Source organism: Actibacterium naphthalenivorans, assembly GCF_014196965.1.
Lineage (GTDB): Bacteria > Pseudomonadota > Alphaproteobacteria > Rhodobacterales > Rhodobacteraceae > Actibacterium_A > Actibacterium_A naphthalenivorans.
In genome coordinates this window covers 361,243-384,113 of record NZ_JACIEQ010000003.1, presented here as the reverse complement: position 1 = coordinate 384,113, position 22,871 = coordinate 361,243, and the positions used below count along the sequence as shown (strand labels likewise).

The window sequence follows — 22,871 nt, the reverse complement described above, 5'->3', positions numbered from 1 at the left end:
AATTCGCTCTGTTTGCATGCCGAAGGCGTGGTGTGCCGTCTATTGTGTCAGATCTCGGGTTACGCTTAAAAATTGCGCTTTGATAGGCTGATACCTTGGAGTTTGACGCGGTTGTTCTTGACTCCGCAGGAATGATAGCCGGACAGTTCGGATGAACCAATATATAATTGATACATCAAGGTGCGTGAGGCATGACGCCGAAAGACAAGGTAAACGACAACTCTTCTCTCGTTCTGCGCCGGCTTCGCCTGATGATTGCAGGCGGTGATGTCGGCCCCGGGGGGCGGCTTCCGACAGAGCGGGAGCTGTCCGAAAAGCTGGGCGTGGGCCGGCGCACGATACGGCGCGCGCTTGAGGTGCTGGAGGCCGAGGGCCTGTTGTGGCGCCGCCAGGGCAAGGGCACCTTCATCGGCCAGCCGCCCGATCCGACCGGCGTCCTCGCGGCCGAAATCGCCGGCGAGGCGCGCGTTTCCGAAGTGACGGAAGCCCGGCTTTACATCGAACCCGCGCTGGCCGGGCTCTGCGCGGCGCGGGCAAAGCCCGATGATGTTCGCCGGATGCGCCAACTGGCCAACCGGATCATCGAAACGACCGATCCCGACAGCGTCGAGCTGTGGGATGGCGCCCTGCACCGGCTGATCGCGCGCACCGCGGGCAACCGGGTTCTGTTGACCGCCTTTTCGCTGCTGGATGAAATCCGCGCGTCGGAGGCCTGGCGCACGCTGCGCGAACAGGCGCGCTCCGGCAATTCGGTGGATCTGTACCACAGCCAGCACATGCGGCTGATCGACCGTATCGAGGCCGGCGATGTCATTGGCGCGGAAGAGGAGATGCGCGCGCATCTCAACACCCTGTCCGACTGTATCGGCCGGGTGCTGGACCGGAAGGCGGCCGAAAATGCCTGAGGACGCCCCGCTCCTGCAGATCACCGATCTTTCGATCCGTTTCGGGGCGGCGGCGACCAATCTCGTGGATGGCGTGTCGCTGTCGCTCGACAGGGGTGAGACACTGTGCATCGTGGGCGAGTCGGGCTGCGGCAAGTCGCTGACGGCGTTGGCGCTGATGGGGCTGTTGCCGACCCCGCCGGCGCGGCTCATGTCCGGCACCGCGATGTTCGAGGGGCGCGATCTTCTGAGCCTGTCACTGCAGGAGCTGCAAAACGTTCGGGGCGACCGGATGGCGATGATCTTTCAGGAGCCGATGACCTCGCTCAATCCGGCGCTGAAAGTGGGCGAGCAGATCGCCGAAGCCGTGCGCCGCCACAAGGGCGTCAGCCGGGATGCCGCGCGGAACCGCGCGCTGGACATGCTGCAAAAGGTGCGGATCCCGGCGCCCGAAAAGCGGTTGGATGAGTACCCGCATCAGATGTCAGGCGGGATGCGGCAGCGCGCGATGATTGCCATGGCGATGGCGAACGACCCGGCGCTTCTGATTGCCGATGAGCCGACCACCGCGCTGGATGTCACCGTGCAGGCCCAGGTGCTGGATCTGATGCGCCAGTTGCAGGATGAAAGCGCCAGCGCGATGATCATGATCACCCACGATCTGGGCGTGGTGGCCGAAATGGCCGACAAGGTGGCGGTCATGTATGCCGGCCGCATTGTCGAGGCCGGCCCGGTCGCGGCAGTGTTCGAAAACCCGCAGCACCCCTATACGATCGGGTTGATGAGCTCGATGCCCTCGCTCGGCGACCGGTCGGGCAAGCTGGTGACGATCCCCGGCATCGTGCCGCCCGCCGATGCCATGCCCGAAGGCTGTCGTTTTGTCTCGCGCTGCCCGTTCGCGCAGCCGGGCTGCGCGCTTGCCCCGCCGATGCGGGAATTCGACCGGGGGCATGCCGTGGCCTGCTGGCGCGCGCCGCTTGAAACCGGCGTGGATGCGCCATCCCCCGAAATCGCGGGGGCCGCGTGATGGGAAAGCCGGACCTGATCATAGAGACCCGCGCGCTCAGGCGGCGTTTCGTGACTCACAAGCCGCTGGTCGGGGCGCAGACAGAGGTGCGCGCGGTCGACGGGATCGACCTGCGTATACGGCGCGGCGAAACCTTTGCGATCGTGGGCGAGTCCGGCTGCGGAAAATCCACGCTGGCGCGGCTTCTGGTGCGGCTGATCGACCCGAGCGAGGGATCGGTGATTTATGATGGCACCGACATTTCCAGGATCAGCGCGGACAAGATGCGCGGCCTGCGCCGGGATCTTCAGTTCATCTTTCAGGATCCGTTCTCGTCGCTCAATCCGCGCATGACGGTGGGGGCCCTCGTCGAAGAGCCGATGCGCGCGCACCGGATCGGCACCCGCCGGGAACGCCGCGCCAGGGTCGCCGCGCTGTTGGAACGGGTGGGGCTGATGCCCGAACACGCCAACCGCTATCCGCATGAATTTTCCGGCGGGCAGCGCCAGCGCATCGGCATCGCCCGCGCGCTGGCATCGGGGCCCAAGGTTCTGATCGGGGATGAGCCTGTGTCGGCGCTGGATGTGTCGATCCAGGCGCAGGTGGTCAACATCCTCGAGGATCTGAAACAGGAGTTCGGCCTGACGCTGATCGTTATCGCCCATGATCTGGCGGTGATCCGGCACATGGCCGATCGGGTGGCGGTCATGTATCTGGGCGAAATCGTCGAGGAAGCGCCGGTGGCAGAGCTGTTCACCGCCCCGCGGCATCCTTATACCGAGGCACTTATTTCGTCGATCCCGGTGCCGCGCGTCGGCGCGCGGGCCGGGGTGGCGACCATCGACGGGGAGCCGCCGAACCCGATCGCACCGCCGCCGGGATGCCGTTTCCATCCGCGCTGTCCCTATGCCCAGGCGGTCTGCCGCGCCGAGCGGCCGAAGCTGACGCGCGGGCCGGATGCGCGCAGCGTCGCCTGTCACAGGCACGCCGAACTTTCCCTGACCGGGCTGGCGCCCGACATCGCCGCCCGCTCGCCCGAAGCAGAGCAGCGCTTTTCCCTTTATCGTGCGGCGCGCGCAACCAGAGAGGGCGCCAAGCCTTCCGGATCTTTCCCCCAACCACTCACACCCGACAAGGAGTAAGCCCCATGGCACTGTCCAAGAAACTCGCTCTCGCCCTGGCCTTCGGGCTGGCGGCAGGCGGCGCATCCGCCGCCGACCTGCGCATCGGCCTTCAGGAAGACCCCGATATCCTCGACCCCGATCAATCGCGCACCTTCGTGGGCCGCATCGTCTATGCCTCGCTTTGCGACAAGCTGGTGGATATCACCCCCGGCCTTGAAATCGTGCCGCAGCTGGCCACCGGCTGGAGCTGGTCCGACGACGGTATGGCGCTGACCATGACCCTGCGTGACGGCGTGACCTTTCACGACGGAACGCCGTTCAACGCCGCCGCCGTGGCCGCCAATATCGAGCGCAGCCAGACCATGCCGGAAAGCCGCCGCAAGTCCGAGGTGAAATCCATCGCCTCGACAGAGGTGGTGGACGACTACACCATCAAGTTCAACCTGACCGCGCCCGATGCCACCCTGCTTGCGCAGTTCGCCGACCGCTCGGGCATGATGATGTCGCCGACGGCGGCGGCCGAGACGGGCGCGGATTTCGGCCTGACGCCGGTCTGCTCGGGCCCGTTTTCCTTCAAGGAGCGTATCCAGCAGGACCGGATCGTGCTGGAGAAATTCGCGGGTTACTGGAACGCCGACGAGATCAGCTTCGACAGCGTGACCTTCCTGCCGATCCCCGATACCACCGTGCGTCTGGCGAACCTGCGCTCGGGCGACCTGGATATGCTGGAGCGTCTGGCCGCGACCGATCTGGGCTCGGCCAAGGGCGACGACGGGCTGATCATCGAACAGGCGGTTTCGCTGGGCTATCAGGGTATCACCATGAACCTGGCCAATGGTGAGCGTGCCAAGAACCCGCTGGGCGAAGATGCCCGGGTTCGCAAGGCGCTGTCACTGTCCATCGACCGCAATGTGCTCAATCAGGTGGTGTTCGAAGGCGCCTTCGCGCCGGGAAATCAGCCCTTCCCGCCAACCTCGCCCTGGTATGACACCCGTTTTCCGGTGCCCGAACGCGATGTCGATGCGGCCAAGGCCCTGTTGGCCGAGGCCGGATACGAGAGCGGCCTCGAGATCGAGATTCAGGTGACCAACAACCCGGTTCAGATGCAGATGATGCAGGTCGTTCAGGCCATGGCCTCAGAGGCCGGCATCGACATAAAGCTGGTGGCCAAGGAATTCGCCACGCTGCTGAAGGATCAGTCCGCCGGCGATTTCACCGCCAGCCAGATCGGCTGGTCGGGCCGGGTCGATCCCGATGGCAACATCCATCAGTTCATGACCTGCAATGGTGGCATCAACGATTCCAAGGTCTGCATCCCCGAGGTCGACGCCCTGCTCGACAAGGCGCGCGTCTCGACGGATATGGCCGAGCGCAAGGCCTCCTACGATGCCGCGCGCGAGATCCTGATCGAAGAGCTGCCGATCCTTTATCTCTATCACGTCACGTGGATCTGGGCGCTGGACGACAAGATCGCGGGTTTCGTGCCCTATCCCGACGGCATGATCCGGCTTGAAGGCGTGTCCTTCACCGAATGATCCGACATCCGGCCCGGCGGCGCGCGTCGCCGGGCCGACCCCACCCATGCCCCCGATGGAGCCCCCGACATGCTCGGCTTTCTTGCGCGCAGAATTCTGATCGCCATTCCCACGGTGATCCTGATCTCGGTCTTCGTGTTCACGCTGCAAAAGCTCTTGCCGGGCGATCCGGTGCTGGCCATGGCGGGCGAAGAGCGCGATCCCGAGGTGCTGGCCTTCCTGCGCGAGAAATACCGCCTCAACGATCCGCTCTACATGCAGTATTTCCACTGGATCGGCGGCGTGCTGCAAGGTGATCTGGGCATTTCGCTGCGCACCCGGCAGCCGGTGCTGACGCTGATCGGCGAAAAGCTTCCGGTGACGATCCAGCTTGCGGTTATGGCGCTGATCATCGCGGTATTCATCGGGGTGCCCACCGGCATCCTCTCGGCCTATCGCAAGGGCACCTGGATTGACTGGCTTGCCAATATCGTTGCGCTGTCGGGGCTGTCGATCCCGAACTTCTGGCTCGGGATCATGCTGATCCTGCTGGTGTCGGTGAACCTTGGCTGGTTGCCGGCCTCCGGCTATGCGCCGCTGAGCGAAGATCCCCTGCGTTCGATCCAGACCATGATCATGCCGGCCTTCGTGCTGGGCACCGGGCTGGCTGCCACGCTGATGCGGCACACCCGTTCGGCCATGCTGGGGGTGCTGAAATCCGACTATGTGCGCACCGCCCGCGCCAAGGGGCTGAACGAGCGGGTGGTGATCCTGAAACACGCCCTGCGCAATGCACTGGTGCCGATCGTCACGGTGGCCACGCTGCTGTTTGGCGAGTTGCTGGCCGGCGCGGTCCTGACCGAGCAGATCTTCACCATTCCCGGTTTCGGCAAACTGGTGGTCGATGCTGTCTTCAACCGCGACTACGCCGTGGTGCAGGGCATCGTGCTGTGCACCGCCGTCGCCTTTATCGCCATGAACATTCTGGCCGATGCGGCCTACCGCATCCTCAACCCCCGCATGAGGGATACATGAGCGCGCTTTCCGATACCGCCGGCATCGCCCCGGGCCCGCAAAAACGGATGAAAAGCCGGGTCTGGGCCAAGTTCCGCCGCAACCCTTCGGCGCTGCTCGGGGCTGTGCTGGTCGCGTTTTTCGTCTGTGTCGCGCTTCTGGCGCCGGTGCTGCCGGTGCCCGGCCCGTTGGAAACCGACTGGCTGGCCGTGCGCAAACCGCCGTCGGCCGCGCATCCGTTCGGCACCGACGAGATCGGCCGCGATGTGCTGTCGCGCATGATCTGGGGCGCGCAGGCCTCGCTCATGGCGGGGGTGGTTTCGGTGTTCATCGCGCTCTTGCTGGGGATTCCGCTGGGCGTTGCCGCAGGCTATCGCCGGGGCTGGACAGACGCGGCCATCTCGCGCGTGACAGAGGCATTGCTGGCCGCGCCCTTCCTGATCCTCGCGATCGCGCTGGCGGCCTTTCTGGGCCCGTCGCTGACCAATGCGATGATCGCCATCGGCCTTTCGGCGATGCCCGCCTTCATCCGGCTGGCCCGTGGCCAGACCCTCAGCGTCATGACAGAGGATTATGTCGAAAGCGCCCGCGCCATCGGCCTGACCGATCTCGCGATCATCCGGCGCTATATCCTGCCCAACATCTTCCCGCCCCTGTTGGTGCAGGCCACCCTGACGGTCGCCACCGCGATCATCGCCGAGGCGTCGCTGTCGTTCCTCGGGCTGGGCCAGCAGCCGCCGGCGCCCTCTTGGGGGTCGATGCTGAACATCGCCAAGAATTTTCTGGAACAGGCGCCGTGGATGGCGATGTGGCCCGGCATCGCGATCTTTCTGGTGGTGCTGGGTTTCAACCTTCTCGGCGACGGGCTGCGCGATGCGCTGGACCCGCGGGAAACATGACACGCCGCGCTCGGGGGCCACGCGGGCCCCGAGCAGAGAATGAACAGCCGCGCGGAACGGCGCCGCCCGCAGGGATCGGGCAACAGTGGAAAGGTAACCCATGAACTTCACGACACGGCCCGAGATCGCCGGCACATTCGGTGTTGCCACCTCGACGCACTGGATTGCTTCGGCGGTGGGCATGGCCCTGCTTGAAAAGGGCGGCAACGCCTTCGACGCGGCGGTAGCCATGGGGTTGGTTCTGAATGTGGTTGAGCCGCATCTGAACGGGCCGCTGGGCGATCTGCCGCTGATCTTCTGCCCGGCGGGGGCTGATGCGCCCACCGTGATCTGCGCCCAGGGCGTGGCCCCCGCCGGCGCCACGATCGCGCATTACAAGGCGCAGGGGCTTGATCTGATTCCGGGTTCGGGGATGCTGGCCACGGTTGTGCCGGGCGCGTTCGATGGCTGGATGCTTTTGCTGCGCGATCACGGCTCGATGACGCTGCGCGAGGTGCTGGAACCCGCGATCCATTATGCCGAAGCCGGCCACCCGTTGCTGCCGCGTGTGGCGGCCACGATTGCCGGACTGGCCGATTTCTTCCGCGATGAATGGCCAACCTCTGCCGAGACCTGGCTGCCGGGCGGCAAGGTGCCCGAGGCGGGCCGCCTGTTCAAGAACCCCGATCTTGCCGCCACCTGGCGCCGCCTGCTGGACGAGGCCGAGGCCGCCGAGGGCCGCGAGGCGCAGATCGAGGCGGCGCGCGGTGCCTTCTACAAGGGCTTCGTGGCCGAGGCGATCGACGCATGGGTCAGACAGGCCGAGGTGATGGACGCCGCCGGGGGCCGCCGCAAGGGGGTGCTGACCGGCGACGACATGGCCAACTGGCAGGCCAGCTACGAGCCGCCGCTGTCGGTGGATTATGGCGACTGGACAGTGTTCAAGACCGGGCCGTGGGGGCAGGGGCCGACGTTGCTGCAATCGCTGCGCATCCTCGAGGGCAGCGGGATTGCGGACATGGACCCGGCCGGCCCCGATTTCGTACATCTGATCATCGAGACGATGAAACTGTCTTTCGCCGACCGCGAAGCCTATTACGGTGACCCGAATTTCAGCGACATCCCAATGGATACGTTGCTTTCGCGCGATTATGCCGCCACCCGCCGCGCCCAGATCGGGGCCACCGCCTCGCTGGAACAGCGCCCCGGCGTGATCGAAGGTTACGGCGCACAGGCCGCCGCCGCGATCCGGCGCGGCGCAATGACCCCCGAGGCGGGGCCGGGGGCCGGGGCGGGCGAACCGACCATGGCGCATCTGTCCGAAAAGCGCGGCGATACCGTGCATATCGACGTGATCGACCAATGGGGCAACATGGTTTCGGCCACGCCGTCGGGCGGATGGCTGCAATCCTCGCCCGTGGTGCCGGGGCTGGGGATGCCGCTCAACAGTCGCGCGCAAATGTTCTGGCTGGAAGAGGGGCTGGCGACCTCGCTGGCGCCGGGGCGGCGCCCGCGCACCACGCTTTCGCCGTCGATGGCCAATCTGCACGGCCGGCCGGCGCTGGCCTTCGGCACGCCGGGCGGCGATCAGCAGGACCAGTGGCAGTTGATCTTCTTCCTGCGGCTGGTGCACCAGACCCGCAACCTGCAAGAGGCCATCGACGCGCCGCTGTTTCACACCGCGCATTTTCAGGCCTCGTTCTACCCCCGCGCCACGCGCCCCGGCCATCTGATGATCGAGCCCGGTTTCGGCGCGGCCACGATCGAAGAGTTGCGCGCGCGCGGTCATGATGTGGAGGTTGCGGAGCCCTGGAGCGTCGGTCGTCTGACCGCGGCGCAACGCGATGCCAGCGGGTTGCTGCGCGCCGCCGCCACGCCGCGCCTGATGCAGGCCTACGCGGTTGGCCGGTAAAGCGGCCCTGCGGCAGGAACAGGTTCCTGCCGCAGGGCACGGGATTTGCAGCCGTCAGGCGTTGAGGATCACCTTCATCGCCTTCTCGCGCGCGGCATTGCCGAAAACCTCGTAGGCGTCGAGGATCTCTTCGAGCTTGAAGCGGTGGGTCACCAGCCTGCCCGGATTGACCTTGCCGGAATTCAGCGTCTTGAGCAGCATCGGCGTGGTATTGGTGTTCACCAGCCCCATCGAGATATTGATGTTCTTGATCCAAAGCTCCTCGATATGCAGCTCGACGGGTTTACCATGCACGCCGACATTGGCGATGGCGCCGCCGGCCGAAACGATCTTCTGGCAGATGTCGAAGGTCGCGGGCACGCCCACGGCCTCGATGGCCACATCGACGCCGAGATCATCGGTCATCTTCATGATCTCTTCGACCACATCGACCTCTCCGACCTGAAGCGTATCGGTGGCTCCGAATTGTTTCGCGAGTTCGAGCCGCGCCGGATCCATGTCGATCATCACGATCTTGCCCGGAGAGTAGAATTGCGCGGTCAAAAGCACGGACATGCCCACGGGCCCGGCGCCGATGATGGCGATGGTGTCGCCGGGTTTGACCTTGCCGTATTGCACCCCGATCTCCAGCCCGGTCGGCATGATGTCCGACAGCATCACCAGCGCCTCTTCATCCGCGCCGTCCGGGATCGGGTAGAGCGAATTGTCGCCATGCGGGATGCGCACATATTCGGCCTGCGTGCCGTCGATCAGGTGGCCCAGAATCCAGCCGCCGTCCGAGCAATGCGCATAGAGCTGGCGCTTGCAATTCGGACAGGCGCCACAGGAGGTCACGCAGGAGATCAGCACCGGATCGCCCGGTTTGAAATTGCGCACCGCGGGGCCGACCTCTTCGACCACGCCGACGCCTTCGTGGCCCAGCGTGCGGCCCGGGGTGACGGCGGGAACGTCGCCCTTCAGGATATGCAGATCGGTGCCGCAGATCGTCGTCTTGGTGATGCGCACGATCACATCGGTGGGCTTGTCAATTCCGGGTTTTTCTTTTTCGACCCAGTCTTTCTGACCCGGCCCGTTATACACGAGAGCTTTCATCACATGCCTCCTCTTTCAAAGTCTCGATCGCAACGTAGCATCCCGCCAAACTACGGAAAGGTTGCTCACGTGGTTGCAACTGTCCGATTTTCAGACAGTTTTCACCAGACAGCGCCCGAAAGCGGGGGCTGCCGCAGCGCCGCCCCCGCAAATCATTTTCGGAAACCGGAATCCGAAGGCGATCAGGCCCGTTCCGGCACCTTCATCCCCAGCCAGTCGCGGTAGAAGGTTTCGATATCCGGCTCGAAGTCATGGATCACCGGATACCAGGGCGTCGGCGCCTCGACATCCAGCAGATCGCCGGAGAGCGGGCAGAAATACTCGCGGATCACCTGCCAGTCGGTCGAGGGGGCCATCAGGCGGGGGTAAAGCTCTTCCATCTGTTCGGGCGTGTCGCGCACCCGCACCCGGGCATGCAGTTTCCAGTTCTGATCCCATTCGCAGAAATCGTGGCCGGCCTGCGAACGGATCATCCATTTCATGTCTGACTGGCGCTGCACGATATAGAGCTTGGGCCCCAGCGGCAGGATGATCGGATCGTCCCATTCCACCTGTTCCTGCAACACTTCGAGATAGATCTGGAACCGCTCCTGATCCTTCGGGGTCGAGAGCATGGTATGGAGCGTGTCGCGGTCGATCTTGCCGTCGACGAGGTCTTTGATCTTGGATCTGGTATAGGCCATGATGTCCTCCCTGTGGATTGACCTTGAAGATGAGAGGTCGCGCCCGGTGTCTTTTAAGGGCGCGGCCTGTGCTGGGCTTATTCCTCGACGAACTGGACGGTTTTCACGTCCGGGAGTTCGGAAATATCCATCGAGTATTCGCGCCCGTAGGATGGGATCGGCAGGTCGGCTTCCATCAGCTTCCAGTCGTCCGGCAGGGTCCAGAAGTCGCGGAACTCTTTCTCGAAACGGGGCCCGAGCTTGAAGGAGGCGGCGAACATCTGCTGCACATGGACACCGGCATCCTTGGCGAGGATCTTCTCGCGCTCTGCGGCCATCCACTCCTGCGTCGGCACCGATTGCGCCAGACGGTCCTTGCGGATCTCCGCGCGCCTGGCCCCGGTCGCGGCCATGTCCACGCCCTTCATGCCATCGCCCGCGTCCGACAGGACAACGCCGTAGACGCTCGCGGCGAAACGTTCGAGCAGATAGCCGCCGTTCACGTCATCGGCCACCGACTGCGGTTCGCGGTCCAGCGGATCGCCGAAGCCGGGACCGCCGCGCATGTAGTTCAGGTAGAGGTCGTAATCCTTGAACATCGCTTCGGTGGTGATCGCCTGCTTGTCGCGCTTGATCCGCGCCCCTTCGAGCATGCTTTCATAAACCGGATTTTCCGGGTCGGTATCACCGCCAAAGGGGATCGGGTCGCCATTGGCGATCTTTTCCTTCAGCCCGGTGTCATGGGCCTCGAAACGATAGCCCGAGGCCGCGGGATACCCACCCATCAGACCCCAGTCCGAGCTGATATGGCCGTTGCCCATGAAGAACATCGTCCAGTCCTTGGCGTTCCACACCATGCGCAGGCTTTCGAACCCGCAGCCGCCGCGATACTTGCCCGCGCCGCCCGAGCTGGCCTTGATCTGCCGGCCCAGATAGACCAGCGGCTCGGCCAGTTCCCAGATTTCCATGTCGCCCATGTCGCCCTCGGGGTTCCAGACCGCCGCCGCATGGCTGATCCCGTCGCTATGAGCGCTGGCGCCCACCCCGTTGGCCGCGCATTCGAACGAATTCACCGCATGGATTTCGTCATACTGGTTGAACCCGCCGCCCTGCAGCCAGTTCGAGGTGTTGGCATTGCCCGCGTTCACCTCTTCGAGGTAGCCGCGCCCGAAATAGCTGCGCGACAGCCCGCGCCAGAGCGCCGTCCACGAGGACACGAGGAAGTGCCAGGAATAGCTGAACGCCACCCGCCGGTCGTCTGGATTCATCCACGTTCCCTTGGGCAGGCGAAACTCTGTCCCGTAAGCCGCGCCATCGTTGATCATCTCTGTGGGAATGAGGCTTTGCGTCATCATCACCCAGATGCCGGAGGTAAAGCTTACCTGATGCGCGTTGTACGTGTGCCAGCCCCAGCGGGACGAGCCTTCGAAATCGAGCCGCCACGTGCCATCGCCCCGGATCGTGATTTCCGAGGGCGTGTGCATGATCGTGTCGAGCTTGGCGAAGTCAGAGGGCACGCGCACATCATCATGCGCATAGGGTACGTCGACAAATCCGACCTGGCGGTATTTGCCCGGAATGGTCATCGCCTTGATCCGGTTCTGCAGGCCGACCCGGCCGTGCTCCACCGCCTCGTAGGCGAATTTCCAATAGGCGTCGATGCCCTCGTCTGCGATCACCTCCTGCACCAGATCGCGGATCATGTGGCAGCCGGCGACGCGGGTACGCTCGTCCAGCATCCAGTAGCGGGTGGTGCGTACCATCCGCTGGCTCTCATGCAGCCAGTCACGGTTGAGTATGTCGTTTTCGCCGATCTTGCGGCAGGTGATCGAGTAACCGTCGCCAAAGCGCTGCACCTGCCCGGTGGACATGGACCCCGGCCCGACCGAGCCGGTATCGATCACGTGGGTGACCCCGCCGACCCACCCGATCAGCATGTCCTCGTGGAAGATCGGAACGATGGTGTGGATGTCGCAGGGGTGCACATTCCCGATCAGCGAGTCGTTGTTGCAGAAGATGTCCTTGTCGCGGATGCCGGGATTTTGCTCCCATCCGTTCTCGATCATGTATTTGATCGCCGCGCCCATGGTGCCCACGTGGATGATGATCCCCGTAGACGTCAGGATCGAGTCGCCGGCCGCGTTGTAGAGGGTGAAGCAAAGCTCGCCCTCCTGCTCGACGATGGGGGAGGCCGCGATTTTCTTTGCGGTCTCGCGGGCGTCCACCACACCCGCGCGCAGCCGTGAGAACAGCTTGTTGTACATGATGGGGTCGCTGTCGCGCAGCTCCATCTTCTTAAGCCCGGCGTAGTGGCCGGTGGCCTTGGTCGCCTCCATCAGCCGGTCGCGGTGTTGTTTCAGGGTCTCGCCTCCGCGGACGATGCCGCGGGTCTGGACTTCGGATTGAATGTTCATTGTGTTTCTCCTCCCTGAGAAATCAGACTTCCTTGAGATGGAACAGCCGGTGTTGGTCGAGCCAGGTCTCGAAGCCGCCGGGCACGACAAAGGTGGTGGCGTCGGATTCGATGATCGCGGGGCCGACAACGTGGTTGCCGGGCAACAGGCCCTCCATCTGGAAGATCTGCGCATCCACCCATTCGCGGTGGCGGTAGAACTTGCGCGTGCCCAGCCTGGCCGCGTCCGGGGGCGTTTCCGGGCCGAGCTCTTCCTTCGGAATCCTGGGTTTCTGGATCGGCACGGTGCCGCGCATGATCGCGCCGGTCACCGAATAGCCCAGCTCGGGCGACCGCGCCGAGGCGGAATAGACCCTGCCATAGGTGGCGTTGAACGCCTCGACCAGACTGTCCCAGTCGCCGGCGGTGTGGGCCTGCATGATCGGGCTTTCGATTTCCAGATCGTTGAGCTGGCCGCGGTACTGCATGCGAAAACCCGGCTGCAGTTCCACCTTGTCGGCGGAATAGCCGTTGATTTCGAACTCTTCCAGAACGCGCTCTTTCAGCTCCTGCCAGGCCGCCTGAAGCGTTTGTTCCTGGTTGGCCTTGAGATCGTCGCTCGCGTCCACCGAGATGTTGATGTCCAGTGACTTGTCGTAGCGGTATTCGAAATCCGCCGCAGCACAGCCGAAGGCAGAGAACCCCGCAGCCCATGCCGGTACGATGATGTCCTCGAAGCCAAGCCCCTCGGTGTAGCCGTAGGTGTGTACCGGCCCCGCCCCGCCGTAGGAGAAGCAGACGAAGTTGGCCGGGGTCGAGCCCTTGCCCGAGATCATCGAGCGCAGGTAGTCGCGCAGGTCGCTGTCGAGCAGCTCGATGACGCCGGCGGCGGCGTCTTCGACCGTAAGCCCGAGCGGATCGGCGATCTGTTCCTTCATCGCGTTCCAGGCGCGTTCGCGGTTCAGCTTGACCTGACCACCCAGGAAGTTGTCGGGGTTGAGATAGCCCAGGATCACGTGACAGTCGGAAATCGTGACGGTCTCGATGCCGCTTTCCTCCCAGCAGACCCCGACGCGATATCCCGCCGAATCCGGCCCCAGCTTGATCGCCTTGGTATAGGGATCGAGGCGGATGAAGCTGCCCGCGCCCGCGCCAACCGAATCCATCGCCACAAGCGGCAGGGACAGCACCAGGCGCGCCATATCCGGGTCATTGCGGATGGTAAGCTCATTCTCGGTGATCAGCGCCACGTCGAAGGACGTTCCGCCGATGTCGGAACAGGCGATGTTCTTGTACCCGAGCACCTCGCCCAGATACTTGGCCCCGATCACCCCACCGATCGGCCCCGACACGATGGTTCGGGCCAGTTCCTTGGCCTTCCACGAGATCGTGCCGCCATGGGTCGCCATCACCCGGAAATCGAATTTCGAGCCGTTTTCCTTGAAGGCGCTCGTGATCTGCTGAAGCGTCTGCCGCGAGGGTTCGGCGGCGAACGCCTCGAGGATGGTGGTATTGGTGCGGTGGCTTTCCTTGCGCACCGGGTAATAGTCGGTGGAGGCGAAGACAGGAATTTTCTTGCCCGATTTCTCGATCTCCTCCAGCACGATGTCGCGCACCCGGCGCTCGTGTTCGGGATTGCGATAGCTGTGCAGAAGCGAAATCACGATGCCCTCGACATCCTGCGCGATCAGCTCTTTCGCCGCCGTGTGCGCGGTCGTTTCGCGCAGCGGGATCACCACGTTTCCCGACATGTCGATGCGCTCCATCACGCCGCGCGTCAGCTGACGCGGCACCAGCGGATCGTCGTAATAGTGGGTGTTGAGGTGAATACGGTCCTCATAGGCAAAGCCCAGATAGGCCTGAATGGCGCGGCCCATGCGGTGGAAATCCTCCATCCCCGCATTGACGATCAGCCCGCAGCGCAGGCCCTTGCGCTGCACCACGCGGTTGAGCATGGCCGTGCCGGAATAAACGCCCGTCTGGATCCCCGAGAGCGCTTCCTCCAGCGTCAGCCCCCAGTGTTCCAGCCCCTCACGCGATGAGGCGATCAGCCCGAGCGCTTCGTTGTCCGGCGTGGATTGAGATTTGCCGACCACGAATTCGCCGTCGCTGTCGACAAAGAACGTGTCGGTCATCGTGCCGCCCGCGTCGATGCCAAGCACCTGCACGCTGCGTTTGTTGGATTTGTCCAATGGCATGGTTTTCCTCCCATTGCGCCACCTTTGCCGTGGCATGGGAAAAGCATGCCGCCGGATGCGGGAGTCGTGTTGTTCGAATATCGGACAATCTGTCGGACATGCTGCGGACGCTAAGCCGCAGACGCCGAGGGCCCCCCGGATCCGGCGGGAGCGGCGCGGCGCCCAGAGCGCCCGGCGTCAGTTCCGGCGGCCGCGTGGCAGGCCGTATTGATCGAGTTTGAGGTAGAGCGTGGAGCGCGAAATTCCCAGTTGCCGCGCGGCCTGGGTGATGTTGCCGCCCGCATCGGCGAGCGCATCCAGGATCGCCGACCGTTCGCGCTGGCGCAGCGTGTCGTCGCGTTTTTCGCCGGCTGGCGCGGTGATCTCGGGCGGCAGGTCCGGCACGTCGATCAGACGGTTCAGCGAAATCGCCGACAGCGTCTCCACAAGATTGCGCAGCTCGCGGATGTTGCCGGGCCATGGATGGGCCTGCAAGCGCATGATCGCCTTGGGGGTAAAACGCAGGGCCTTGTCCTGGCGTGCCCGCGCGCAGCTTTCCGAGAGCTGGCGCAAAAGCCCCGGAATGTCGGCGCGCCGCTCGCTCAGCGCGGGCAGGGCGAGCTTGGCCGCCGAAAGGCGAAAATGCAGATCGCCGCGCAGCTCGCCCGATCGCAGGCACTCTGACAGTGTCGCCGCGGACAGGGACATCACCTGCACCGCAGGCCGTTCGCGGGCCAGCGCGGCCAGAGCCTGTGCCAACAGCGCCTGCACCCCGGCGGGCGTTTGTCCCGGTTCATCGAGACAGAGTGTCCCCCCGGTTTCGGCGAGTTGCATGAAACCTGTGCCTGCGGCCTGATCGGCGCGCAGCATGTCCGGGTCGAGCAGGCTGCAATCGACGATCATGAACGGCCGCCCCGCCTGTGCCCCCGCCGCGTGCAGCGCCTGCGCCAGCGTTTCCTTGCCGGTGCCCGGCGCCCCCTCGATCAGCAAGGGCATTCCGCGTTCCACGAACCTGCCCGCCTTGTCGCAGATCTCGGCCATCTGGGGCCCGGTCGCGGCGATGTCGGACAGGGTGACGGCGCGGCCCGAAGACAGGGGCGTACCCCGCCGGTGTGTTGCACGTTTCAGCGTCACGACGACGCCCTGCGCCTCGCCCGGCGGGCCGACAATATCCACCCCCGCCTCGGGCAGGAGCACGCGCATCTGTTCGGCCATGGCGCGGGCGTCTCCCTCGCCGGGCGCGATCAGCCGGGTCACGTCGCCGACCCCGCCGGTCGCCTCCTCCGCTGCCCTGTCGAAGGCCGTGCTCGACCAGACCGGCTGGCCATGGCCATCAAGCAACAAGACTTCATCACCGCCCCAATGGCTGCGGCCAGACAGGAAGGACGCCATCAGACGCTGGTGTTCGCGCAGCCCGTTGCTGCGCATCACCTCTTCGATCTGAAGCGCGAGCGTCACCGAAAGTGCAGAGACCGGCCCCGACAGTTCGCCCGAGGCGCCGGAAATATCCACCGCCCCCAGCACCTCGCCGCTGGCCGGGCAACGCACGGGCGCGGCGGCGCAGGACCAGCGCTGGATCGCTTCGCAGAAATGCTCGACCCCGGAAATGGTGATGGGCTTGCCCATGTGCAGCGCCGTGCCGATGGCGTTGGTTCCGATCGCCCGCTCGTCCCAGCGCCCGCCGGGCTGCAGGTGATTTTCCTGTCCGCGCGCAAGCATGCGGGAATCCCCCGTCGCCTCCATCACGACGCCTCTGTCGTCGCACAAAAGCAGCATCGCGCCGGAGTCGCTGAGCATGTAGCCCGCCCGCTCCAGCACGGATTGCGCCGCCTGACGCAGCCGGGCGTTCCGCCGGCGGATGGTGCGCAATTCCTCCTGCGCCACGCTGGGCGCGAAATTGCGCGCGCCAAGCTGCTTGTCTTCCTGTGATCTGACCCAGGATCTGAGCACGACTTCACGGATGCTGGGGGGCACGCTCCCCAGCGCACGGAATCGCTCCCAGTCCTCCTTCTGGATGCTCTCCGGCATGTATAGCGCCTTGTATCGAGACCAGCGAATTGTAAGGTACCGGGTGCCCCTCATGTCAAGGGCAACTCCGAACACCCTTTGTGCTGCTGCTGGAGGGGGGCATCGGGATGCCCGTCTTCGACATGCGGAACTTTCGCAGCGACCTTCCGCGCTGCATTGCGGCCCGGGGGCGGCGCACGGCCCGTATCCGGGCGCGCTTGCGATCCGCTGTGGGATTAAGGTGAGCTAAACCAGAAGCCAGCTCAGCCCGGCTTGTGGTGACGATCCTGTTGCGCATACTGGCCGAAACGGCAGGATGGGAACGCGCAGATGGCCCGGACGGACAAACTCAAGCTCGGCACTTTCGTCTACACCTTCGGGTTCCACCCGGCGGCCTGGCTGCATCCGGGATCGGATGTGAACGGGGCCAATGATATTGCCCATCTGGCCAAGGTGGCCACGGTCTCGGAGGCGGCGAAGTTCGACTTCATGTTTTTCGCCGACAGCCCGGCGGCGGCCGTGGGCCACCCCGAGGCACTGGCCCGCCAGCCCACCAAGATGAACCGGTTCGAGCCGATCACCGCCATCACCGCGCTGAGCATGGTGACCGAAAACCTGGGCTTCGTCGCCACCGCCTCGACCAGCTACTACGAACCTTACAACATCGCCCGGCTCTATGCCTCCGCCGACCATATCTCGGGCGGGCGGATCTGCTGGAACGTGGTCACGTCGGACCATGACGAGACCGGCTATAACTACAACCGCCAAGGGCTCGATCCCCATGCCGACCGGTATGACCGGGGCGAGGAGTTTCTCGACGTGGTGTTCGGCCTGTGGGACAGCTTTGAAGATGACGCCCTGCTGCTGGACCGGGAAAACGGTCTCTATCATGATCACACCAAGCTGCATCAGCTTGATCACGCCGGCCCCCATTTTCAGGTGCGCGGGCCGCTGAACATCGCCCGTACCCCGCAGGGGCGCCCGGTAATCGCCCAGGCCGGCGGGTCGGAGCGGGGGCGCGAACTGGCGGCCCGGACGGCGGAGATTGTCTTTTCGCTGGCTTCGAACATCGACAAGAACAGGGCCTTCTACAAGGACGTCAAATCGCGCATGGCGAAATACGGGCGCGACCCCGGCGACCTGAAAATCATGCCGGGAATCGTGATCAACGTGGGCGAGACCCGCGCAGAGGGCGAGGCGCGGGCGCGCGAGATGGTCGACCTGATGCATCCCGAGGTGGGCCTGCTGATGCTGCAGGAATTCCTTGAAACCGATCTGCACGGCTCGGATCTGGACGCGCCGTTCCCGATGGAGCGGATGCCGGAAAAGGCCAAGGGTTCGGTCGCCATGTTCGAAGAGGTGAGGGAATTCGTCACCCAGGGCCACACGCTGCGCGAGCTGATCACCCATTACGCGCGGAAGCATACCGGCAACGGGCTGACCGGGTCTTGCATGGAGGTCGCGGATTTCATGCAGGAATGGTTCGAGGCCGAGGCCGCCGACGGCTTTATCCTGATGTGCCCGACGCTGCCTGCGAGCCTCGAGGATTTCACCCGGCTGGTGGTGCCCGAACTGCAGCGCCGGGGGCTGTTCCGCGAGGCGTATGAAGGCGCGACCCTGCGGGAAAACCTCGGGCTGAGCTGGCCGGAAAACCGCTATACGCTGGCGCGCGGGACCGCGGCGGGATAGGGCGCCATGCCCGCAAGCGTCTGGAGATGCCAATGACCCATCCCGCCCTGTCAGACCTTACCGCAAGATTCGGCGCGCGTATCGAGACCGGGCAGGCGATGCGCGACCAGCACGGCGCCGGGGATGGCTGGCACCCCGCCGCGCCGCCTGATGCGGTGCTGTTTGCCGAGACCACCGCGGATGTCTCGGCGGCGCTGGCGATCTGCAACGCGCACGGGTTTCCGGTGGTGGCCTTCGGCCACGGCTCGTCGATCGAGGGGCAGACACAGGCGGTGAAGGGCGGGCTGTGCATCGACCTGACCCGCCTGACCCGGATTCTGCGGGTCAGCGCTGCGGATATGGATGCGACCGTTGAGGCGGGGGTAACGCGCCAGGCCCTGAACGGGCATCTGCGCGACACGGGGCTGTTTCTGCCCATCGACGTGGGCGCGCACGCCACCATCGGCGGGCTGGCCTCGACCCGCGCCTCGGGCACCATGACGGTGCGCCACGGAACCATGCGCGACCGTGTGCTGGGTCTGACGGTGGTCCTGCCCGACGGTGAGGTGATCCAGACAGGGGGGCGGGCGCGCAAATCCGCCTCGGGCTATGATCTGACCGCGCTTTTTGTCGGGTCCGAAGGAACGCTGGGCATCATCACCGAGCTGACCTTGCGCCTGACCGGCATCCCCGAGGCCGTGCGGGCCGGGATGTACAGCTTCACCGATATCGCCGGGGCGACCGAAACCGTGCTCGAGGCGCTGCAAGGCGGGCTCTGCCTGAACCGGATCGAGCTGTTGGACGGGCTGCAGATGCGGGCAATCAACGCCTATAACGGCACCGAGCACCCCGAGACGGCGACCTTGATGATCGAAATGGCCGGGTCCGGGGCGCAGGTGGCCGCCGATCTGGAAATGTTCGGCGCGCTGGCCGCGGATCACGGCGCGGCGGCACGGCCCTGCCGGACGCCGGAGGAATACTCCGCGCTCTGGGCATTGCGGCATTCGGCGCTTTATGCGGCGCGGGCGCTGCGCCCGGGCTGCAAGAGCCTTTCCACGGATGTCTGCGTGCCTGTCTCGGAACTGCCGGGGATCATCGCCCGGATAGAGGCCGAGATCGCGGCGGCGGGTGTCGTCGCCCCGCTACACGGCCATGTGGGGGACGGGAATTTCCATCTGGTGATGCTGTTCAATCCGGAGAAACCGGACGAGCAGGAAGCGGTGCGCCGGCTGAACGCCCGGCTGGTGGAGATGGCGCTGGACCATGGCGGAACGGCGACGGGCGAGCATGGCGTCGGGCTGGGCAAGAAAGCCTTCATGGAGGCGGAGCATGGCGCCGCCCTCGGCCTGATGCGGCGGCTGAAACAGGCCGTCGACCCCAAGGGCATCCTGAACCCCGGCAAGATTTTCGATCTTTAGGGGGTGCCGCCCGCGCCGACATGTCTGTACATATTCGGATGGATGAGGGATCTTGCGGCCCATCACGCCCCGGATCGGCAGCCGCTCGTCCACTCAGACTTAAGGTATATGCGCCAGCATGGCTTCGACACGCTCGACAGAAACGCTCCACTCCAGAATTCTCGAGGATATCCGGAAAAAGATCGTCGATGGCGTGTGGCGACCCGGGCATCAGATGGCCAGAGAAACCGATCTGGCCGAAAGCTACGGCGTCTCGCGCATGACCATGAACAAGGTTCTGACGCAGCTTGCGGTGGAAGGGTACGTCATCCGCCGCAAGCGCAGCGGAACCTTCGTGGCACGGGCGCGGGCGCAATCGGCGGTGCTTGAGATCAACAATATCGGCGATGAGGTGGCAGCGCTCGGGCGCAGCTATCGCTGGGCGCTGGGGCGCTGTGAACGGCGCCATCTGGATCAGGCGGATTTGCGGCGGTTCGGCATCCGGCGGGAGGTGATCGAAGACGAGGTTCTGTATCTTCAGGGCGTCCATTTCGCCGATGATGCCCCCTTCTGCCTCGAGACCCGGGCCATCAACCTGAGCGTTGTGCCGCAGGCTTGCGATATCAATTTCGCCGCCGAGGTGCCGGGAAGCTGGCTTTTGAAAACCATGCCGTGGAGCACCGCGCGCCATCAGGTCCGGGCGATCAACGCCCAGGGCGAAGAGGCGAAATTGCTGGAACTGCCGGTCGGCGCGGCCTGTCTCGAAATCCTGCGGGAAACGAAGATCGACGCCGATTGGGTGACCTGTGCCCGGTTTCTCTATCCGGGCGAGGCGCATCAACTGGTCGCGGAGTTCGAAGCCCGGGCAGGGGGCGAGGGGCTCAACCCGCGCCCGGAGTCCTGAGGATATCGACGATCAGGCCATTGTCGCCGGTCACACCTTCCGGCACGTCCAGATCCGGCGCGAGCGTGGCCAGGTCGTGGCGCACCATGCCCAGGGGCGGGATATCCGCGCAGGCCAGAAGATAGCGCGCGACGGAGGCGTCTGGCTGACAAGGCGCGCCGGACGCCCGCCAGACAGCGCAGGCATGGGGCGCGCGGACCATGACGTTCAGTACAAGAAGGGCCCCGCCCGGCACGACCGCGTGGCAGGGCGCCGCGCCGGAAAAGACCGCCGGGCCGCTGCCCGCCCCGGTGGTGATCCGCGAGCCGTCGGCGAATTCGAGCGTCATCGGGCCACCTTCCAGCACTGTCAGCGATCGAGAGACGCCGGGAAAGGTCGAAAACGGCACTGATTGCGCGATCCTGGCGGTGCTGATCCGCCAGTGAAAATCCTCGAACCCGGCGCCGTGTGGCATGCTCAGGATTTCGGCGGTTTGCCCGCCGCCGTTTTTCCACGGGGCGAAGCGGCGCTCTGCCGTCCTGTGCAGGGGGATCATGTGCCCAGAATGCGGGGCAGTTTCAGCCCGTGTTCACGGGCGCAGGCGATCGCCTCGGGATAGCCCGCATCCGCGTGGCGCCAGACGCCCGAGGCCGGATCGTTCCACAGCACCCGCTCCAGCCGTTTCGCGGCCCCGCGCGTGCCGTCGGCGCAGATCACCACGCCCGCATGCTGGGAAAAGCCCATGCCGACGCCGCCGCCATGGTGCAGGCTGACCCAGGTCGCGCCGCTGGCCGTGTTGACCAGCGCGTTCAGAAGCGGCCAGTCCGACACCGCGTCGGAGCCATCGCGCATCGCCTCGGTTTCACGGTTGGGCGAGGCGACGGAGCCCGCGTCGAGGTGATCCCGCCCGATCACCACCGGGGCTTTCAGTTCGCCCGAGGCCACCATCTCGTTGAATTTCAGCCCCGCCCGGTGTCGGTCGCCAAGGCCGATCCAGCAGATCCGCGACGGCAGGCCCTGAAAGGCGATCCGTTCGCGCGCCATGTCGAGCCAGCGGTGCAGATGGGTGTTTTCGGGAAAGAGCTCTTTCATCGCCTGATCGGTCTTGTAGATGTCTTCCGGGTCGCCCGACAGCGCCGCCCAGCGGAACGGGCCGATGCCCTTGCAGAACAGCGGGCGGATATAGGCGGGCACGAAGCCGGGGAAGGCGAAGGCATCCTCCAGCCCCTCGTCCCTGGCGACTTGGCGGATATTGTTGCCGTAATCCAGCGTCGGCACGCCCGCCGACCAGAACCCGACCATGGCGGCCACGTGCTCTTTCATCGACGCGCGTGCCGCGGCCTCGACCTCCTTGGGCGCCGTTTCCTGCCGCGCGCGCCAGTCGGCGACGCTCCAGCCCCTGGGCAGATAGCCGTGCAGCGGGTCATGGGCCGATGTCTGGTCTGTCACGATGTCGGGGCGGCCATTGGGCAGGGGTTCGCCCGCCTGCATGCGGCGCAGGATCTCGGGGAAGATGTCGGCGGCATTGCCGATGAGCGCGACCGATTTCGCCTCGCCCGCCTCCGTCCAGCGGCCGATCATCGCCAGCGCCGCGTCCAGCGAATGGGCTTTCTCGTCGCAGTAACGGGTGCGGATGCGGAAATCGGCGCGGGTCTCGTCGCATTCGACCGTCAGACAGCAGGCCCCGGCCATCACCGCCGCCAGCGGCTGCGCCCCGCCCATGCCGCCCAGGCCGCCGGTGAGGATCCATTTGCCGGTCAGGTCGCCGCCATAGTGCTGACGCCCCGCCTCGGCGAAGGTCTCGTAGGTACCCTGCACGATGCCCTGGGTGCCGATGTAGATCCAGGACCCGGCGGTCATCTGGCCGTACATCATCAGGCCCTTCTTATCGAGTTCGTTGAAATGATCCCAGTTGGCCCAGTGGGGCACGAGGTTCGAATTGGCGATCAGCACCCGCGGTGCGTCCGCATGGGTGCGGATCACGGCGATTGGCTTGCCCGACTGGACGATCAGCGTTTCATCGGCTTCCAGCTCGCGCAGGGCGCCCACGATCGCGTCGAAATCCTCCCACGTGCGGGCGGCGCGCCCGATACCGCCGTAAACCACCAGCTCATGCGGGTTTTCGGCCACATCCGGGTGCAGGTTGTTCATCAGCATCCGCATCGGCGCCTCGGTCTGCCAGCTTTTGCAGGTCAGTTCGGTTCCGGTGGGGGGGAATACATCGCGGATATTATGGCGGGGGTCGGTCATGGCGGGGTCCT

17 protein-coding genes are annotated in these 22,871 nt (G+C 65.1%); 10 read left to right on the top strand and 7 right to left on the bottom strand.

Annotated elements, in window-relative coordinates:
• The first annotated feature begins 191 nt into the window (after positions 1 to 191).
• The 7 genes from GGR17_RS13165 (at position 192) to GGR17_RS13135 (ending at position 8,332) form a co-directional block, all read left to right on the top strand.
• On the top strand, positions 192 to 905 hold the full coding sequence (locus GGR17_RS13165) for a FadR/GntR family transcriptional regulator (protein ID WP_054539970.1): 714 nt from the start codon (positions 192 to 194) through the stop codon (positions 903 to 905).
• On the top strand, positions 898 to 1,911 hold the full coding sequence (locus tag GGR17_RS13160) for an ABC transporter ATP-binding protein (protein WP_054539969.1): 1,014 nt from the start codon (positions 898 to 900) through the stop codon (positions 1,909 to 1,911). Before GGR17_RS13165 ends, GGR17_RS13160 begins: the two co-directional genes overlap by 8 nt.
• Positions 1,911 to 3,032: an ABC transporter ATP-binding protein gene (locus GGR17_RS13155; protein WP_054539968.1), complete on the top strand. Its 1,122-nt coding sequence runs from the start codon at positions 1,911 to 1,913 to the stop codon at positions 3,030 to 3,032. Before GGR17_RS13160 ends, GGR17_RS13155 begins: the two co-directional genes overlap by 1 nt.
• A gap of 5 nt (positions 3,033 to 3,037) precedes the next feature.
• The gene (locus tag GGR17_RS13150) at positions 3,038 to 4,549 is read left to right on the top strand and encodes an ABC transporter substrate-binding protein (protein WP_054539967.1); all 1,512 of its coding nucleotides are present in this window, start codon (positions 3,038 to 3,040) and stop codon (positions 4,547 to 4,549) included.
• A gap of 69 nt (positions 4,550 to 4,618) precedes the next feature.
• Positions 4,619 to 5,563, top strand: coding sequence for an ABC transporter permease (locus GGR17_RS13145; RefSeq protein ID WP_054539966.1), 945 nt, complete (start codon positions 4,619 to 4,621; stop codon positions 5,561 to 5,563).
• Entirely contained in the window at positions 5,560 to 6,441 is an 882-nt protein-coding gene (locus tag GGR17_RS13140; RefSeq protein ID WP_054539965.1) for an ABC transporter permease, read from the top strand. The genes GGR17_RS13145 and GGR17_RS13140 overlap by 4 nt, the downstream gene beginning before the upstream one ends.
• Positions 6,442 to 6,541: 100 nt before the next feature.
• Positions 6,542 to 8,332 carry a gamma-glutamyltransferase family protein gene (locus GGR17_RS13135; RefSeq protein ID WP_054539964.1) on the top strand — a complete coding sequence of 597 codons (1,791 nt, stop codon included), beginning with the start codon at positions 6,542 to 6,544 and terminating at the stop codon, positions 8,330 to 8,332.
• 54 nt (positions 8,333 to 8,386) lie between these two features.
• Here the strand turns inward: GGR17_RS13135 and GGR17_RS13130 are convergent, their stop codons facing one another.
• The 5 genes from GGR17_RS13130 to GGR17_RS13110 form a co-directional block, all read right to left on the bottom strand.
• Positions 8,387 to 9,424, bottom strand: a complete 1,038-nt coding sequence (locus GGR17_RS13130) for a zinc-dependent alcohol dehydrogenase family protein (RefSeq protein ID WP_054539963.1) — start codon at positions 9,422 to 9,424, stop codon at positions 8,387 to 8,389.
• 182 nt (positions 9,425 to 9,606) lie between these two features.
• Positions 9,607 to 10,107 (bottom strand): acetone carboxylase subunit gamma, encoded by a 501-nt coding sequence (locus tag GGR17_RS13125; RefSeq protein ID WP_054539962.1) that lies wholly within the window; start codon positions 10,105 to 10,107, stop codon positions 9,607 to 9,609.
• A 77-nt stretch (positions 10,108 to 10,184) separates the two neighbouring features.
• Complete coding sequence (locus GGR17_RS13120) at positions 10,185 to 12,500, bottom strand: hydantoinase B/oxoprolinase family protein (RefSeq protein WP_054539961.1); 2,316 nt, start codon at positions 12,498 to 12,500, stop codon at positions 10,185 to 10,187.
• A gap of 22 nt (positions 12,501 to 12,522) precedes the next feature.
• Positions 12,523 to 14,676, bottom strand: coding sequence for a hydantoinase/oxoprolinase family protein (locus tag GGR17_RS13115; RefSeq protein ID WP_054539960.1), 2,154 nt, complete (start codon positions 14,674 to 14,676; stop codon positions 12,523 to 12,525).
• A gap of 177 nt (positions 14,677 to 14,853) precedes the next feature.
• On the bottom strand, positions 14,854 to 16,683 hold the full coding sequence (locus GGR17_RS13110; RefSeq protein WP_082386686.1) for a sigma-54-dependent Fis family transcriptional regulator: 1,830 nt from the start codon (positions 16,681 to 16,683) through the stop codon (positions 14,854 to 14,856).
• Positions 16,684 to 16,992: 309 nt separating this feature from the next.
• Here GGR17_RS13110 and GGR17_RS13105 point away from each other — a divergent pair, with 309 nt between their 5' ends.
• From GGR17_RS13105 to GGR17_RS13095, 3 genes are all read left to right on the top strand, one after another.
• Entirely contained in the window at positions 16,993 to 18,351 is a 1,359-nt protein-coding gene (locus GGR17_RS13105) for an LLM class flavin-dependent oxidoreductase (RefSeq protein ID WP_054539959.1), read from the top strand.
• 26 nt (positions 18,352 to 18,377) lie between these two features.
• Complete coding sequence (locus GGR17_RS13100) at positions 18,378 to 19,748, top strand: FAD-binding oxidoreductase (protein ID WP_054539958.1); 1,371 nt, start codon at positions 18,378 to 18,380, stop codon at positions 19,746 to 19,748.
• A gap of 118 nt (positions 19,749 to 19,866) precedes the next feature.
• The gene (locus GGR17_RS13095; protein WP_082386685.1) at positions 19,867 to 20,631 is read left to right on the top strand and encodes a UTRA domain-containing protein; all 765 of its coding nucleotides are present in this window, start codon (positions 19,867 to 19,869) and stop codon (positions 20,629 to 20,631) included.
• On the opposite strand, the gene GGR17_RS13090 is transcribed toward GGR17_RS13095, so the two are convergent.
• The gene (locus GGR17_RS13090) at positions 20,609 to 21,166 is read right to left on the bottom strand and encodes a HutD/Ves family protein (protein ID WP_054539956.1); all 558 of its coding nucleotides are present in this window, start codon (positions 21,164 to 21,166) and stop codon (positions 20,609 to 20,611) included. The genes GGR17_RS13095 and GGR17_RS13090 overlap by 23 nt on opposite strands.
• A complete protein-coding gene (hutU, locus tag GGR17_RS13085) occupies positions 21,163 to 22,860 on the bottom strand; it encodes a urocanate hydratase (protein WP_054539955.1) in 1,698 nt (565 codons plus the stop codon). Before hutU ends, GGR17_RS13090 begins: the two co-directional genes overlap by 4 nt.
• Positions 22,861 to 22,871: the final 11 nt, after the last annotated feature.

Coding starts and splice junctions, on each gene's coding strand:
- GGR17_RS13165 (WP_054539970.1), top strand. CDS start 192: ATGACGCCGAAAGACAAGGTAAACGACAACTCTTCTCTCGTTCTGCGC.
- GGR17_RS13160 (WP_054539969.1), top strand. CDS start 898: ATGCCTGAGGACGCCCCGCTCCTGCAGATCACCGATCTTTCGATCCGT.
- GGR17_RS13155 (WP_054539968.1), top strand. CDS start 1,911: ATGGGAAAGCCGGACCTGATCATAGAGACCCGCGCGCTCAGGCGGCGT.
- GGR17_RS13150 (WP_054539967.1), top strand. CDS start 3,038: ATGGCACTGTCCAAGAAACTCGCTCTCGCCCTGGCCTTCGGGCTGGCG.
- GGR17_RS13145 (WP_054539966.1), top strand. CDS start 4,619: ATGCTCGGCTTTCTTGCGCGCAGAATTCTGATCGCCATTCCCACGGTG.
- GGR17_RS13140 (WP_054539965.1), top strand. CDS start 5,560: ATGAGCGCGCTTTCCGATACCGCCGGCATCGCCCCGGGCCCGCAAAAA.
- GGR17_RS13135 (WP_054539964.1), top strand. CDS start 6,542: ATGAACTTCACGACACGGCCCGAGATCGCCGGCACATTCGGTGTTGCC.
- GGR17_RS13130 (WP_054539963.1), bottom strand. CDS start 9,424: ATGAAAGCTCTCGTGTATAACGGGCCGGGTCAGAAAGACTGGGTCGAA.
- GGR17_RS13125 (WP_054539962.1), bottom strand. CDS start 10,107: ATGGCCTATACCAGATCCAAGATCAAAGACCTCGTCGACGGCAAGATC.
- GGR17_RS13120 (WP_054539961.1), bottom strand. CDS start 12,500: ATGAACATTCAATCCGAAGTCCAGACCCGCGGCATCGTCCGCGGAGGC.
- GGR17_RS13115 (WP_054539960.1), bottom strand. CDS start 14,676: ATGCCATTGGACAAATCCAACAAACGCAGCGTGCAGGTGCTTGGCATC.
- GGR17_RS13110 (WP_082386686.1), bottom strand. CDS start 16,683: ATGCCGGAGAGCATCCAGAAGGAGGACTGGGAGCGATTCCGTGCGCTG.
- GGR17_RS13105 (WP_054539959.1), top strand. CDS start 16,993: ATGGCCCGGACGGACAAACTCAAGCTCGGCACTTTCGTCTACACCTTC.
- GGR17_RS13100 (WP_054539958.1), top strand. CDS start 18,378: ATGCCAATGACCCATCCCGCCCTGTCAGACCTTACCGCAAGATTCGGC.
- GGR17_RS13095 (WP_082386685.1), top strand. CDS start 19,867: ATGGCTTCGACACGCTCGACAGAAACGCTCCACTCCAGAATTCTCGAG.
- GGR17_RS13090 (WP_054539956.1), bottom strand. CDS start 21,166: ATGATCCCCCTGCACAGGACGGCAGAGCGCCGCTTCGCCCCGTGGAAA.
- hutU (WP_054539955.1), bottom strand. CDS start 22,860: ATGACCGACCCCCGCCATAATATCCGCGATGTATTCCCCCCCACCGGA.